The 13427-nt window shown below is 54.7% G+C and carries 12 protein-coding genes; 6 read left to right on the top strand and 6 right to left on the bottom strand.

Features of this window, described 5'->3' with window-relative positions; translation table 11 throughout:
- Positions 1 to 96: 96 nt before the first annotated feature.
- The 4 genes from ACEVG1_RS10730 to ACEVG1_RS10715 form a co-directional block, all read right to left on the bottom strand.
- The gene (locus ACEVG1_RS10730; RefSeq protein WP_374743664.1) at positions 97 to 807 is read right to left on the bottom strand and encodes a DsbA family oxidoreductase; all 711 of its coding nucleotides are present in this window, start codon (positions 805 to 807) and stop codon (positions 97 to 99) included.
- Positions 808 to 833: 26 nt separating this feature from the next.
- Positions 834 to 1787: an aldo/keto reductase gene (locus tag ACEVG1_RS10725; RefSeq protein WP_374743663.1), complete on the bottom strand. Its 954-nt coding sequence runs from the start codon at positions 1785 to 1787 to the stop codon at positions 834 to 836.
- A 77-nt stretch (positions 1788 to 1864) separates the two neighbouring features.
- A complete protein-coding gene (locus tag ACEVG1_RS10720) occupies positions 1865 to 2497 on the bottom strand; it encodes an NAD(P)H-dependent oxidoreductase (protein WP_374743662.1) in 633 nt (210 codons plus the stop codon).
- Positions 2498 to 2554: 57 nt separating this feature from the next.
- Positions 2555 to 3154 (bottom strand): TetR/AcrR family transcriptional regulator, encoded by a 600-nt coding sequence (locus tag ACEVG1_RS10715; RefSeq protein ID WP_374743661.1) that lies wholly within the window; start codon positions 3152 to 3154, stop codon positions 2555 to 2557.
- 175 nt (positions 3155 to 3329) lie between these two features.
- Here ACEVG1_RS10715 and rocD point away from each other — a divergent pair, with 175 nt between their 5' ends.
- The 5 genes from rocD to ACEVG1_RS10690 all read left to right on the top strand — a co-directional run bounded on the left by rocD (position 3330) and on the right by ACEVG1_RS10690 (position 9648).
- Entirely contained in the window at positions 3330 to 4568 is a 1239-nt protein-coding gene (rocD, locus tag ACEVG1_RS10710; RefSeq protein ID WP_374743660.1) for an ornithine--oxo-acid transaminase, read from the top strand.
- A 227-nt stretch (positions 4569 to 4795) separates the two neighbouring features.
- A complete protein-coding gene (locus ACEVG1_RS10705; RefSeq protein WP_374743659.1) occupies positions 4796 to 6154 on the top strand; it encodes a Gfo/Idh/MocA family protein in 1359 nt (452 codons plus the stop codon).
- Between the two features lie 15 nt (positions 6155 to 6169).
- Positions 6170 to 6580: a DUF6157 family protein gene (locus ACEVG1_RS10700; RefSeq protein ID WP_374743658.1), complete on the top strand. Its 411-nt coding sequence runs from the start codon at positions 6170 to 6172 to the stop codon at positions 6578 to 6580.
- A gap of 2 nt (positions 6581 to 6582) precedes the next feature.
- On the top strand, positions 6583 to 8697 hold the full coding sequence (locus ACEVG1_RS10695; protein ID WP_374743657.1) for a PQQ-binding-like beta-propeller repeat protein: 2115 nt from the start codon (positions 6583 to 6585) through the stop codon (positions 8695 to 8697).
- A gap of 60 nt (positions 8698 to 8757) precedes the next feature.
- A complete protein-coding gene (locus tag ACEVG1_RS10690; protein WP_374743656.1) occupies positions 8758 to 9648 on the top strand; it encodes a DMT family transporter in 891 nt (296 codons plus the stop codon).
- 22 nt (positions 9649 to 9670) lie between these two features.
- Here ACEVG1_RS10690 and ACEVG1_RS10685 read toward each other — a convergent pair whose 3' ends face one another.
- Both ACEVG1_RS10685 and ACEVG1_RS10680 read right to left on the bottom strand, forming a co-directional pair.
- Positions 9671 to 10879, bottom strand: a complete 1209-nt coding sequence (locus ACEVG1_RS10685; RefSeq protein ID WP_374743655.1) for a carboxypeptidase-like regulatory domain-containing protein — start codon at positions 10877 to 10879, stop codon at positions 9671 to 9673.
- Positions 10880 to 10886: 7 nt separating this feature from the next.
- A complete protein-coding gene (locus tag ACEVG1_RS10680; RefSeq protein ID WP_374743654.1) occupies positions 10887 to 11462 on the bottom strand; it encodes an RNA polymerase sigma factor in 576 nt (191 codons plus the stop codon).
- Positions 11463 to 11540: 78 nt separating this feature from the next.
- Here ACEVG1_RS10680 and ACEVG1_RS10675 point away from each other — a divergent pair, with 78 nt between their 5' ends.
- Complete coding sequence (locus tag ACEVG1_RS10675) at positions 11541 to 13418, top strand: von Willebrand factor type A domain-containing protein (protein WP_374743653.1); 1878 nt, start codon at positions 11541 to 11543, stop codon at positions 13416 to 13418.
- Positions 13419 to 13427 lie beyond the last annotated feature (9 nt).

Here is a 13427-nt window from a genome sequence, read left to right as displayed (position 1 = left end):
TACAGCTTAAATACAACCAAAGGTAAAAATTTGTTTTTAAATCTGCGGATTTATCCCACAGATTTGGTGCCTTTTATCACCTTGGCATTAAAAAAATCACTCACAACGCCCGTCGGGACCACAGGTAGGCCCTTCGGTTACGGTAAGGGTGACCTTCGGGTTGTCGGCACGCCATTCGGCGAACGACTTTTCCAGCGTTTGTGAAAACACATCGGGCGGTTGGGCTCCGGAAACGGCGTATTTGCGATTGAATACAAAGAATGGGACACCCCGTACCCCGATTTCGCGCGCCTCACGGATATCGTGGGCCACCTCGTCGCCATACCGGTCGCCGTCCAGTAAGGCGGTTACCTCATTTTCTGCCAACCCTGCGGCCGTACCGATGGCAGCCAATACCTCGCGGTTGTTGATGTCTTTGCCCTCGGCGAAATGTGCGCGGAACAGGCTATCTTTCACCCTGTCGGCCAGCCCATGGGTCTGGGATAGGTGCACCAGTCGGTGTGCATCGAACGAATTGGCCACCACGGCCCGTTCGAAATCCAGCGTTAAGCCCGCTCTTGCCGCCGCCTGTGCTACCCCAGCCGTCATTTGCTTTGCCTCGTCGTAACTCATACCCTTGCTTTCCGCCAAATACTGGTAGGTGTTTTTATATTCGGGATTGCGCGGGATGTGCGGATCCAGTTGGTAGCTTTTCCATACCACCTCAATGGCCTCGGCGTCGCTGAATTGCTTGAGGGCTGTTTCAAGGTGCTTTTTGCCGATGTAGCAAAATGGGCACATGATATCTGACCAAATTTCTATCTTCATATAGGATATACAGCTAAATTAAAAGATCAATAAGCACTTGCTTTGTCCAATAGGGCCAGCTGTTCGCGGGTCAGCGGTAAGCTGGCAGCGGCAGCAAGGTCTTGGAGTTGTTTGTCGGTGGTGGCGCTGGCAATTGGTGCCGTGACCGCCGGCTTATGCAGTTGCCACGCGAGCGCCAGCTGCGCTGCGGGGGCACCTGTCTCGGCCGAAACACGGTCGAGGGCTTTCAGGATACGGAAGCCACGTTCATCGAGGTATTTCTTCATCCCCCCGCCACGGGGGCTTTTGCCGAAATCGGCCTCGCCGCGGTATTTCCCGCTTAAAAATCCACTGGCCAACGCGTAATACGTGATGACAGCCAAACCTTCTGCCTCGACGGTGGGCAAGTATTCGGTTTCGAATTTTTGCCGATCGTAGAGGTTGTAAAGCGGCTGGAGGCTGATGTAGCCCTGTAGGCCGTTTTCCGCCGCATAGCGGTTGGACTGCACAATGCGGCCGGCCGGTAGGTTGGAAGCCCCGATGTGGCGTACTTTACCGCTTTCGATCAAGGCGTTAAACGCTTCCATGGTCTCTTCCACGGGCGTTTCGGGGTCGTCGTAATGGCTTTGGTACAGGTCGATGTAATCGGTGCCCAGCCGCTTCAGCGAAGCATCGACCGCTTGGGGAATATACCGGGCGCCGAGGCCCTTTTTCCCATCGCCCATGTCGCCGCCCAGCTTGGTGGCGATGACCACGTCGTCGCGCCTTCCGCGCAGCTTAAGCCATCGGCCAATGATGGTTTCGGACTCACCCCCTTGGTTGCCCGGCACCCAAGTGGAGTAAGTGTCGGCCGTATCGATAAAGTTGAAACCAGCGGCTACGAAAGCGTCCAGCATCCGGAAAGATTGCTGTTGGTCGAGTGTCCATCCGAACACGTTGCCGCCGAAGGCAATAGGCGAAACCCGTAAATCGGATGTTCCCAGTGTGCGTTGAGTTGCCATGTTATTTTTTTATAGTACAGTTATAAGCCGTTATTTGTTTTTCCGTGCCGTATGTGAAAAGTCAGTCAGCCCCGCTGTCACGCAATCTGCGATAAGAATACAGATTTGGGCGTGCGCACCTTTTTCTGGTTGACCAACCAGTCGTTTTCGGTATCGCGGTAGCCCAATGGCAGGAGTGTCACGCTTTTCAACCCCTGCTGAGGTAGCTCCAACAACTCGTCAAGTGCGGCATTGTCAAACCCTTCCATTGGTGTGGCATCTACCTGGAGTTCTGCCGCTGCGGCGATAGCCAGCCCAAACGAGAGGTAGGCCTGCCGGGCTGCATGCTCGAAATTGCGCTCAGCGCTGCGGCTTAGGTACATGCCTTTGAGCCGGTTGCAATAATCGTCGAACGTACTGGCGGGTACCCCCCGTTCAGCGGCGGTATGGGTAAATACTTCCTCGATACGCTCGGCCGTATAGTTGTCCCACGCGGCAAATACCAGCAGGTGCGACCCGTCGACTACCTGACTTTGGTTCATTGCGATGGGCTGGATTTTCGATTTCAATCCGGGATTGGTGATTACGATGATCTTGAAAGGTTGCAGACCGGACGATGTCGGTGCCAGTTGTGCGGCCTCCAGTATCTGGTCTACTTTCTCTTGCGGAACGGGTTGCCCGTTCATCTTTTTGGTGGCATAACGCCAGTTCAATGCTTCCAATAATTGCATATATACGTATTGTTTAAATGATAAATGAATGAATTGCGATTGGGGGTAATTCGGATGTTAATTGAGGAGTGCCTTGATGAATCCCTGCACAGCATCGTCGAGGGTGCGGCGTGCCATTTCCGGTCCGCCTGGCGCTGAAATCATCGTCATGGCCACGAGGCCATGCAGGATAGACCAAAACGTCTTTGCTTTCAGGTGGCCATCCACATCCGGGTTTTTGCCCGATTTGATGGCTTCATCAATTGCCGTATGCAGCAGGTCGCTCACTTGCCTGATTTCGGGTATGTCGCGGACCATCTGGCAGGTGGGGATACCCAAGCCGTACATGATCTGGTAATGCTTGGGGTGTTCTTGCGCGAATCGCCAATACGCTGCCGATATAGCTTCCAATTGCTTATCGGGGGATGCCTGGGATGCTTTGGCAGTTGCCAGTTGGTTTGCAAGCCGGTCATAGCCTTCGCGCGAGAATGCTTCCAATATGGCATCTTTGCTTTCGAAGTGCTTATAGACCACCGGTGTGCTGTATTCGATGGCATCTGCTATTTTGCGGATGGAAAGCGCCTCCCATCCTTCCTCTTCGACAATCTGCCACGATTGTTTGAGGATGGTGGCCCGTACTTCTTCGAGTTGGCGCTGTTTGCGTTCTGATATTCCCATTTCTAACAGTGTGATAAAAAACTAACACTGTCAGCAAAAGTAACGCATGTAAACGGAAGATGGATGGGGCGGGCCGAAAAACGACAATCGGATGACGTTATGCGGCTGATGGCGGTCGCTGCGTTTGCCATCCATGGCATGCGGCAATTAGGCAAAAGTGTGTTAACTTTGGCACATGTCACTAACAGCAACCACTTTATCATCAAAAGCAAGCGCGTTCATTGAGAAAGAATTGCAATACAGTGCCCACAATTACCATCCCCTGCCCGTTGTGTTGGAGCGCGGCGAGGGCGTGTATCTCTGGGACGTTGACGGCAAACGTTATTACGACTTCCTGTCGGGATATTCGGCCGTGAACCAAGGGCACTGCCACCCCAAGATTGTGGGGGCGCTGGTAGCGCAGGCGCAAAAGCTCACGCTCACCTCGCGTGCGTTCCATAGCGATCTGCTGGGCGAATACGCCCGGTACATCACCGCGTGTTTCGGTTATGACAGGGTATTGCCGATGAACAGCGGCGTAGAGGCGGTAGAGACTGCGCTCAAACTGGCGCGCCGTTGGGGGTATGACAAAAAGGGCATCGCGGCCAACCGCGCTAAGATCGTTACGGTGGCGGGCAATTTCCATGGCCGGACACTCAATGTGGTGTCTTTCAGTACCGATGCTTCCTCGCGCGACGGTTTCGGGCCGTTCATGCCGGGCTATGAGGTGATTCCTTACAACGACCTGGCAGCGTTGGAGGCGGTGTTGGCGGACCCCGACGTGGCTGGTTTTCTCGTGGAGCCCATCCAAGGCGAAGCGGGTGTGTATGTGCCGGAAGATGGGTACCTGGCAAAGGCCTATGCCTTGTGCCGGCGGGCCCGTGTACTCTTCATAGGCGATGAGATACAGACCGGCCTGGCCCGTACGGGCAAGATGCTGGCGTGCGATCATGAAGGGGTTCGGCCTGACATCCTTATCTTGGGCAAGGCGTTGAGCGGGGGTACGATGCCCATCTCAGCGGTGTTGGCCGATGACGACGTTATGCTGTGCATCAAACCCGGTGAGCATGGATCTACCTACGGCGGCAATCCGCTGGCCTGCAAAGTGGCCATCGCGTCGCTGGAGGTAATAAAGGAAGAAAGACTGGCGGAGCGTGCCGCCGAGTTGGGTGACTATTTCCGCGGTCGGTTATGGGCGTTGGGCCATCCGTGCATCAAAGAAGTACGGGGCAAGGGCCTACTGAACGCCGTCGTGATTGGCCATGCCAACCCGGAAGCTGCCTGGGGTCTTTGCCTGGTGCTTAAAGACAATGGGTTGCTGGCCAAACCGACTCATGGCGACAAGATACGTTTCGCGCCGCCATTGGTCATTACCAAAAAGGAGCTGGATGAATGCATCGGTATTATCGAGGCAAGTCTGGCGGTGCTGGACTAACGGATGAGATTTTTCTCAATAAAATTTTTGGATGGTGCCAATAAAATACCTATATTGGTCCTAGGTTTAGGTTGATAGTCCCCAATCCCATGGGGGCGACATCTTTTCCCGGGAAGATGATTAAATCCCCGCCCCATTTTTCGATAAGTGGGCCGGGGATTTTTTTAAGAAAAAGATTATCTTCGTTTTTTTAGTTACCAAGTAGAACACGATAAACCAATGAAAAGATGGCAGGTTTTCAGCTGAACCGAAGGACATTCATACAAGGTGCCGGAGCGGCGTTGACATTTTCCGCTTGGCAAGGAAGGGGCCTAGCCGCCGAATACCCGCCCCGCGTGAAACGCGTAGGCCTGATAGGGGCGGGTTGGTACGGAAAAAGCGACCTTTTCAGGCTTATCCAAGTGCGCGATGTCGAGGTGATCGCCGTTTGCGATGTGGATAATAACCACTTGGAAGAAGCTGGGAAATTGATCAGTGAGCGGCAGGCGTCGGGTAAAGTACCCGTGCTGTATACCGACTACCGGCAAATGCTGGCGGACCACGCGTTCGACCTTGTCCTCATCGGTACGCCGGACCATTGGCATGCGCGGCAGGCCATTGATGCCATGGCGGCGGGTGCCCACCTCTACCTGCAAAAGCCCGTTAGTGTGGATGTGCTGGAGGGTGAAGCGATACGCAGCGCAGCGCGGAAATACAACAGAAAGGTGCAGATAGGCACACAACGGCGAAGTACTCCCCACCTCATGGATGCCAAGGAGCGGATAATCGACCAGGGGTTGCTCGGAAACGTATCGCACGTGGAGATGTGTTGCTATTACCACATGCGGCGTGATGGAAATCCACCCGAGGAACCGGTTCCCGATTTTCTCGATTATGATATGTGGACGGGTCCCGCTCCGCTACGTCCCTACGACGGACTGCCGCATGGAAGCTGGTGGCGTACCTTTATGGAATATGGAAATGGCATTACGGGCGATATGTGCGTGCATATGTTTGATACCGTACGCTGGTTGTTGCAACTCGGCTGGCCGAAGCGGGTGAGTGCCACCGGCGGTATCTATGTGCAGAAAGGGGGTAAATCTACCATTGCCGATACGCAGACCGCTGTTTTCGAATACGAGGAGCTTAACTGCGTATGGCAGCACCGTACGTGGGGGACCCCGACCGATCCGGAGTATCCTTGGGCATTTATCATTTATGGCGATAAGGGTACGCTGAAAGGCAGCGTGATGAAATATGAGTTTATCCCTGTCGGTAAAGGCGAGCGCATAACGAAAGAAGTGGTGTATGAAAGAGAAGCCTTCCCGGAAGACGTGGGCGAACCCCGGATCGAGCTGCATGTGGCCCCGGCCACACGGCGGCATATGCTGAACCTGCTGTCGGCCATTGAAAATGACCACCTGCCCGTGGCCGACGTGGAAGAAGGGCACATCTCATCAGCCAGTTGCATACTCGCCAATCTATCCATGCGGTTAGACAGGCCCCTTACTTATGATCCGCAACAAAAGATATGCATCGACGACCCCGAGGCGACCGCACTACTGAAAAGGCCGTACCGGGCGCCATGGCTGCATCCGGGTGTGTAGCAAAATCAGCCATGTATGAAAACACATACCTCAAATTACTTCGACACGTTTATAGAAGTGGCGGAAGATACGAAAGCAACTGCCGGAACGAAACCGCCGGGTAAGGCCCAAAGGACCGTTGCTGAAATGCAATATGATCTGATTGCTGGCCACCCGTACCAATACACGTCCGACGACGTTTTATTTCAGGTGTACGCCGACCGAAACGCGTTGGCCGAGGCGGAATATCGGTCGGCCAGGGCGCAGTTTTTTTCAAAGGGACAGGCGTGCCTCCGCGCGTCGCCACTCACGAAAACCTACGGGTTCGGTATCCACAGCGATAGCAAAGGGAAAGTAGCACTTTATGGTATGGAAACGGAGGAATACCTGCGGTTTTCGACCGACCCAATGGTCAAGAAAGTGAAGGCAATGAAGTCTAGCCGCTAGCAGTGGGAAGTCCAGTCCACATACAGCGTGCAATCGTAGCTTTTGCCTTCGGGTTTATACTGGGGGTGTTAGCGGGGTGCGGATCGGGGCATACCCGCGATGCGAGCTGGCCCACGTACTTGGGCGATCACGGGCGTAACCATTTCTCGGCATTGTCGCAGATTGACACTACCAACGTGCAGTCCCTGCGAGTAGCCTGGACCTACCACACGGGCGATACCGGGCAAGTGCAATGCAATCCGTTGATTATAGATGGACGGTTGTATGGTGTCACGGCGTCCAATTACCTCTTTGCTTTGGATGCCGCCACGGGTGAGGAACTGTGGCAGTTTGCCCCGGAGCGGACCGGCCCGAGTAATGTGAACCGTGGCGTCGCATATTGGCGGAAAGGTGATCGGAAACAGCTCATGTTCGCGTTCCAGTCATGGTTGTATGCGGTCGACCCTGAGTCGGGCACGCCTATACCTGCCTTCGGCGATAACGGGCGCGTAAGCCTACGGTCGGGATTGGGCACGGCCGCCGCAGATAAGTTTGTGGTTTCCACGACGCCCGGCACGATATTCAATGATTTGATTATCATGCCCATCCGGGTGAGTGAAGGCGTGGATGCCGCCCCCGGGTTTATCCAGGCATTCAACGTCATCACCGGTGCGTTGGAATGGGTGTTCAGAACGATACCGGGGCCGGGTGAGCGGGGCTTCGACACTTGGCCCAGTGACGCATATGAGAACCCTGTAATAGGCGGGGCGAACAATTGGGCAGGGATGGCCCTGGATGAGAAAAGGGGTATCGTATATGTCCCCACCGGCTCGGCTGCTTTCGACTTCTACGGGGGCAATCGGAAAGGACAGAACCTGTTTGCCAACTCCCTGTTGGCCCTACGGGCGGAGACAGGCGAATATATTTGGCATTACCAACTGGTGCATCACGACATCTGGGACCGCGACCTGCCCGCGCCACCTAATCTAGTAACGCTCACGGTAGACGGCAAACAGATTGATGCCGTTGCCCAGGTTACCAAGTCGGGGCATGTGTTCGTGTTCGACCGCGACGAGGGTACTCCCATTTTCCCGATCGATGAAGTGCCGGTGCCGGCCTCCACCTTACCCGGCGAGAAGACGTGGCCTACCCAGCCAATACCGCGTTTGCCGAAGCCTTTCGCGAGGCAAGTGCTGGATCGAGCGGACATCAATACCTTCGCGGAGGGACGCGATTCCCTTCTCCGGATATATGACAACGCCAATAAGGGGCTGTATCACCCGTTAGACCTGGACCAGACCATCCTTTTCCCGGGGGCCGACGGTGGTGCGGAGTGGGGGGGTGCCGCCGTCGATACGGACGGCATCATGTATGTCAATTCCAACGAAATGGCCTGGCTATTTAGCCTCAGTCCGCAGACGCCTTCCAAGTCCTCCGGGGTGATAACCGGCCAACAGCTATATACTGTCCACTGTGCTACCTGCCACCAAGCTGATTTTTCGGGTAGCCCCACAAGTGGGTATCCGGCGCTACGGGGACTGAAGGAAAAAATGTCGCGGACGGAAATCGCAACCATTATTGCCGCCGGCAAAGGGATGATGCCCGGATTTACGCAGATCAGCGAACGGGAGCAACAGGCCATCATCGGCTATCTTTTCGGTGAAGAGAAGACCGAAGTCATATCTGCTCAAGGGGAAGATGTACGCGAGGTAGTACCTTATACGTTTGATGGCTACAACAAGTTTCTGGATAGGGCCGGCTACCCCGCAATTTCGCCGCCGTGGGGCACACTCACGGCGATTGACTTGAATGCCGGGCAACATATGTGGCAGATACCGCTGGGTGAGCATAGGGAACTGACCGCGCGCGGCATCCCGGTAACAGGGACCGAAAACTATGGGGGGCCCGTAGTGACGGCGGGTGGGCTTTTGTTCATCGCTGCTACCCGGGATAATATGTTCAGGGCGTTCGACCGAAAAACGGGCCGCTTGTTATGGCAATACGAACTGCCCGCAGCGGGCTTTGCCACGCCGGCAACCTATTCGATAGCCGGAAAGCAATATGTCGTCATAGCATGCGGCGGCACGAAGCTCGGTACGCACGGGGGGGATAGCTATGTGGCATTTGCGCTCCCCTGAAAAGTCGGGGTAGATCCGCAACACACAGGAATGTGGAATTTTCGGCCTACTTTTGCCGTAATGAATACGCATGCGAAAGGGGTGGCCATGGCGTTGTTTGCCGCCACGTTATGGGGTGTCTCCGGTACGGCCGGTCAATTTCTGTTCCAGCAGCGCGCTGTGGGCGTCGAATGGTTAATGGCCGTGCGGATGCTCGGTGCTGGCTCACTGCTGCTACTTTTGGGTATCGTTCAAAAAGACAGCCATGTGTGGAGTATTTGGCACGAAAGGGGCGATCGCCTGCGGTTGCTTGTATTCGGTATTGCGGGCATGCTGACCGTGCAATATACCTATTTCGCGGCCATCAAACATTCCAATGCGGCCACGGCCACTATTCTGCAATTTTCGGCGCCCGTGATGATTGCCATCTACCTGGCTGCGCGGTATGGCAAACGGCTCAATCTTTTCGGTTACCTGGCCGTCCTGTCTGGGATATTGGGTGCGTTTCTCCTGGTAACACATGGCCGATTGGATACCTTGGCGATATCGCCTTTAGCACTGGCACTGGGTATAGCCTCTGCCGTTAGTTTGGCGTTATATACCCTTATGCCGGGGAAATTACTCCGCAAATACAGTGCAGTCAGTGTGATCGGTTGGGGGCTGTTTATCGGTGGGGTGGCGATTTCATTTGTGAAGCCCCCTTGGCATGCGGATGGCGTGTGGGATGTTTATACCCGTGTGAACGTGCTGTTCGTTGTGGTGTTCGGAACGCTGATCCCATTTTATATGTACTTGCGCGCGGTGCAAATCATTGGTGGGCAAAAAGCCAGCCTGCTTACCTCGGCAGAACCTTTGTCGGCAACGCTGATTGCGGTGCTTTGGATGGGTGTTCCGTTTCAAACGGTAGACTGGCTCGGTGCTTTACTGATTGTAGCAACGGTATTTCTGCTGGCAGTGGACAAAAGGGCGTAGGTTGACGGCCTATCTTGTCTGCTCAGAAGGTTAGTTGCAGCGTAGCCGTACGTTCGCCGTTTGCTCCCGGTAGCCAACGTGGTCCATCCCGTACGACCAGGGTTGCAAAAGCGTTGAGTTTATTGTTGGTCGTCTCGGTTACCTTGATTGCGGTCGGGCGCCCTTCATCGTCGACGGTGAATACCAAGTGGACCGTTCCCTCCTGGCCCTGAGCCAGTTTCATGGCATCCTTTAGGTATCGCCGATATGCATCCCAGCCGTCTTTGGGTATGGGCTTGCTTTCGGTGTGCTCTACGTTCTCCGCTTCGGTCCGCCGCCGGCGTTGGCCGTATCCTACTACAACGACCTCGCTCAGCCCGGTCTCATTGGGCCGCAGGGCGATGGTCACGCTATCACGGCCGTCTATCCGGACGGTTTGTGTTTCGTAACCGATGTACCGGGCTGTAAGTGTCTGTGAAGTGTCTAATGCCATGAAGCGACCCAGTTTATCTGTGGCCACGGTGTGCTCATCGGTAACCTGGATGGTAACACCCGCCAACGGTTCATGCGTCGTCTCATCCACCACCTTCCCGATGATAGGTTGCGGGTGCACCGCGTGGCGGGGTATGCCGATGCCACGGATACGGATGCCGTCCGTCCGACTGGCAAGGGCTTGGTCTCCAACGATGAAAGGAGTGTCGTTTTCCTTGGCAGCTAAACGGGTCACCGCCCCAACGACTGCCGATTTCCTTTGGGTACCGTAGCCAACCACGACTACAGAATCCTCTTGTTCCCGTGACGCCGCCGCTGTGGAGGGTGCGGTGCGCAATTGTTGCGGTGCAGCGCTGGCTTCCCTTTCCGCCGGGGAAGGCCCCGGTTCGGTCGATGGTGCTATTTCCGGGGCGGCTTCTTGCCGTATTTCCTTCGATGAGGCTGCCACGGATTCACGCTCCGGAAGGGTGTTTTCACGTGTGAACCACCACGTACCTACCGTCAATACGGCCAAGACGGACGCCGCTATGGCCCACCGCTGGGCGGGGGCGAGGCGGCGTGAGGATGTCCGCGGCTGGGCGGCACGTTCGGCTATGCGCTTGCGGATATCGGCAAGATTATCGCTGTGCACGTGCGGCGCCTCCTGCTCCATGCCAAGGATGATATCCATCAACATCGGGTCGGTCTGCGCCTGCCGTTCCAACGCGTACATTTCGCGGGGGGTGAGCTCCCCGCGGACGTACCGCCTGATTAATTCCATATCCACGTTACCCTTTTCCATGGTTGGCCTCCATGCACAATTTTAAATTCCGTTTACCATTCTGGATGTAGCTCTTCACCTCTTTTAAGCTATATCCGGTCAATTCGGCTATCTCCTTATAGCACTTCTCGTTTAAGAAAAACAAATCTACGCTACGTTTTTGTTTTTCGGGTAGCTGGTCCATGCAGCGTTCCAGTGCCGTGAGCTGCCGTTCCTTTTCGCCTGCCTCGTCCTCCGGATGCACAGCGAGGGGAAATTCCACAAATTCATCGATGGAAACGTGATGCCTGTTTTTCTCGGCACGCAATTGCATGAGGCAATGGTTTCGGCTAAGTACGTACAGCCAGCTGCCGAAGCGCTGGATTTCCTGTTTATTGACCTTATGGATGAGTTCCTCAAAAATCTGCATCACCGCATCCTTGCTGCGCTCGCTATCCTTGAGGTAACGCATGCACACGTAGTAGACCATTTCGGCGTGGGCCTCATAGAGTTCGCCAAGCACGGCCAAATCACCGTTGTCGCGATAGCGCCGCAGAAGTACTTCGTCGTCGATGTTTTTTTTTGGTGTACCGAATCCGCCCATGGGTGGGTGAAAGTAATTTTTTTTTCTGGTTTGTGGAAATTTGTGTGCATGCGCATCCTTCGGCAAAATTCAAACATTATGAAGTCGATATGCATTGCAATGGTCCTTTCGTTATCCCTGGTGGGATACCGTACGGAAACACCGCTAACCATCAGCGGAACGGTTTATGATCAACAAACGGGCGTCGCATTGGCCAACGTCACTGTTTTGCTCGAAGGTACTCACGTAGCTACCAAGACCGATGCGAAGGGCGCTTATTCCATCCGGGCCGAAAAAGGTAAATACCTGCTGTTCCAGTTCATCGGATATGAAAACCGGCGGGTAAAAATAGGGAAGGAAAGTGTAATAGACGTGCACCTCGAACCCGCAAAACAACGGCTTGATGAAGTGATCGTTGTGGGACACGGTAAGCAGGTGATAGCGGAGATGGCAGGGAGCGTAGCAAACGTCCGGGCCAGTGGCGTGTCGCGGATGACGTATGCTCCACAGGTGTTTATGCCACGACCGACCAACACGGAGTCGTACGCAGGTATAACCGAAAACAAGTTCCATAGTCCATTGGATGAAGCGCTTTCTACGTTCGCCATCGATGTGGATGCCGCCTCGTACAGCAATTTCCGCCGCTTCATCAACAATGGTCAGTTGCCACCCAAAGACGCCGTTCGGATTGAGGAAATGGTCAATTATTTCCAGTATGACCTCAAGGGGCCGTCAACCAATGAACCGGTGGCCATCCATACCGAACTGGCAACTGCACCTTGGAACCCCAAACATCGTCTGTTGCGCATCGGCCTGAAGGCCAAGTCGGTGCCTGCCGATAAACTACCACCATCCAACCTCGTGTTCCTTATTGATGTTTCGGGATCGATGATGGGCGCCAATAGGCTGCCGTTGGCACAGGCATCGATGAAACTATTGGTCGACCAGTTACGCGGTAACGACCAGGTGGCCATTGTGACCTATGCCGGTTCGGCACATGTGGCCTTGGAAAGCACTCCGGGAAGCCAGAAAACCAAGATAAAGGATGCGATTGACGCACTCAACGCGAATGGATCAACCGCTGGCGGTGCTGGTCTCCAACTGGCCTACCGCACGGCACAGCAGCACTTCATCAAAGGCGGAAACAACCGTATTATCCTTGCTTCAGACGGTGATTTCAATGTGGGGCCTTCTAGCGATGGCGATATGGAGCAGCTCATTGCCAAAGAACGGCAGCGTGGCGTTAGCTTATCCGTGCTGGGTTTCGGTATGGGCAACCTCAAGGACAGCAAGATGGAACTGCTCGCCAATAAAGGGCACGGGAATTATGCCTATATCGACAACATCACCGAAGCCCGCAAAGCGATGGTTACCGAGTTTGGCGGTACGCTATTTACGGTGGCTAAAGATGTAAAGGTACAGGTAGAGTTCAATCCGGCCAAGGTGCAGGCATATAGACTGTTGGGGTATGAAAATCGATTATTGGAAAAGGAAGACTTTAATAACGACGAGAAATTGGGCGGCGATATGGGTGTAGGCCACACCGTAACCGCGCTTTATGAGATCGTACCCGTAGGGGTGAAGAGCAACTACCCCGGTGATGTGGACCCGCTGAAATACCAGCCGGCGAGGGAGCGGCCCATAGTGGGCAACAGTAGCGAAGTGGCGACAGTGAAATTCCGCTATAAGGAGCCGGATGGGGATAAAAGCCGGTTGCAACAGGTGGTTGTGGCCGACCGGCCACTGGAGCTTACCAACGCCTCTACCGATTTCCGGTTTGCCAGTGCCGTGGCCGAACTGGGTATGCTGCTACGCCATTCGGACTACAAACAGCAGGCAAACTACGACCAGTTGATCGCCCGGGCCAAAGGAGCCAAGGGAGCAGATGACGAAGGCTACCGGGCAGAATTTATCCGGCTGGCGGAAAGCGTGAAATTATTGGCTAAAAGCAACGACTTCGCGGCGGGGAACGAATAACCCCGCTGC

This window comes from Parapedobacter sp. 2B3, assembly GCF_041925275.1.
Lineage (GTDB): Bacteria > Bacteroidota > Bacteroidia > Sphingobacteriales > Sphingobacteriaceae > Parapedobacter > Parapedobacter pyrenivorans_A.
This window is presented reverse-complemented; position numbering and strand designations above follow the sequence as displayed.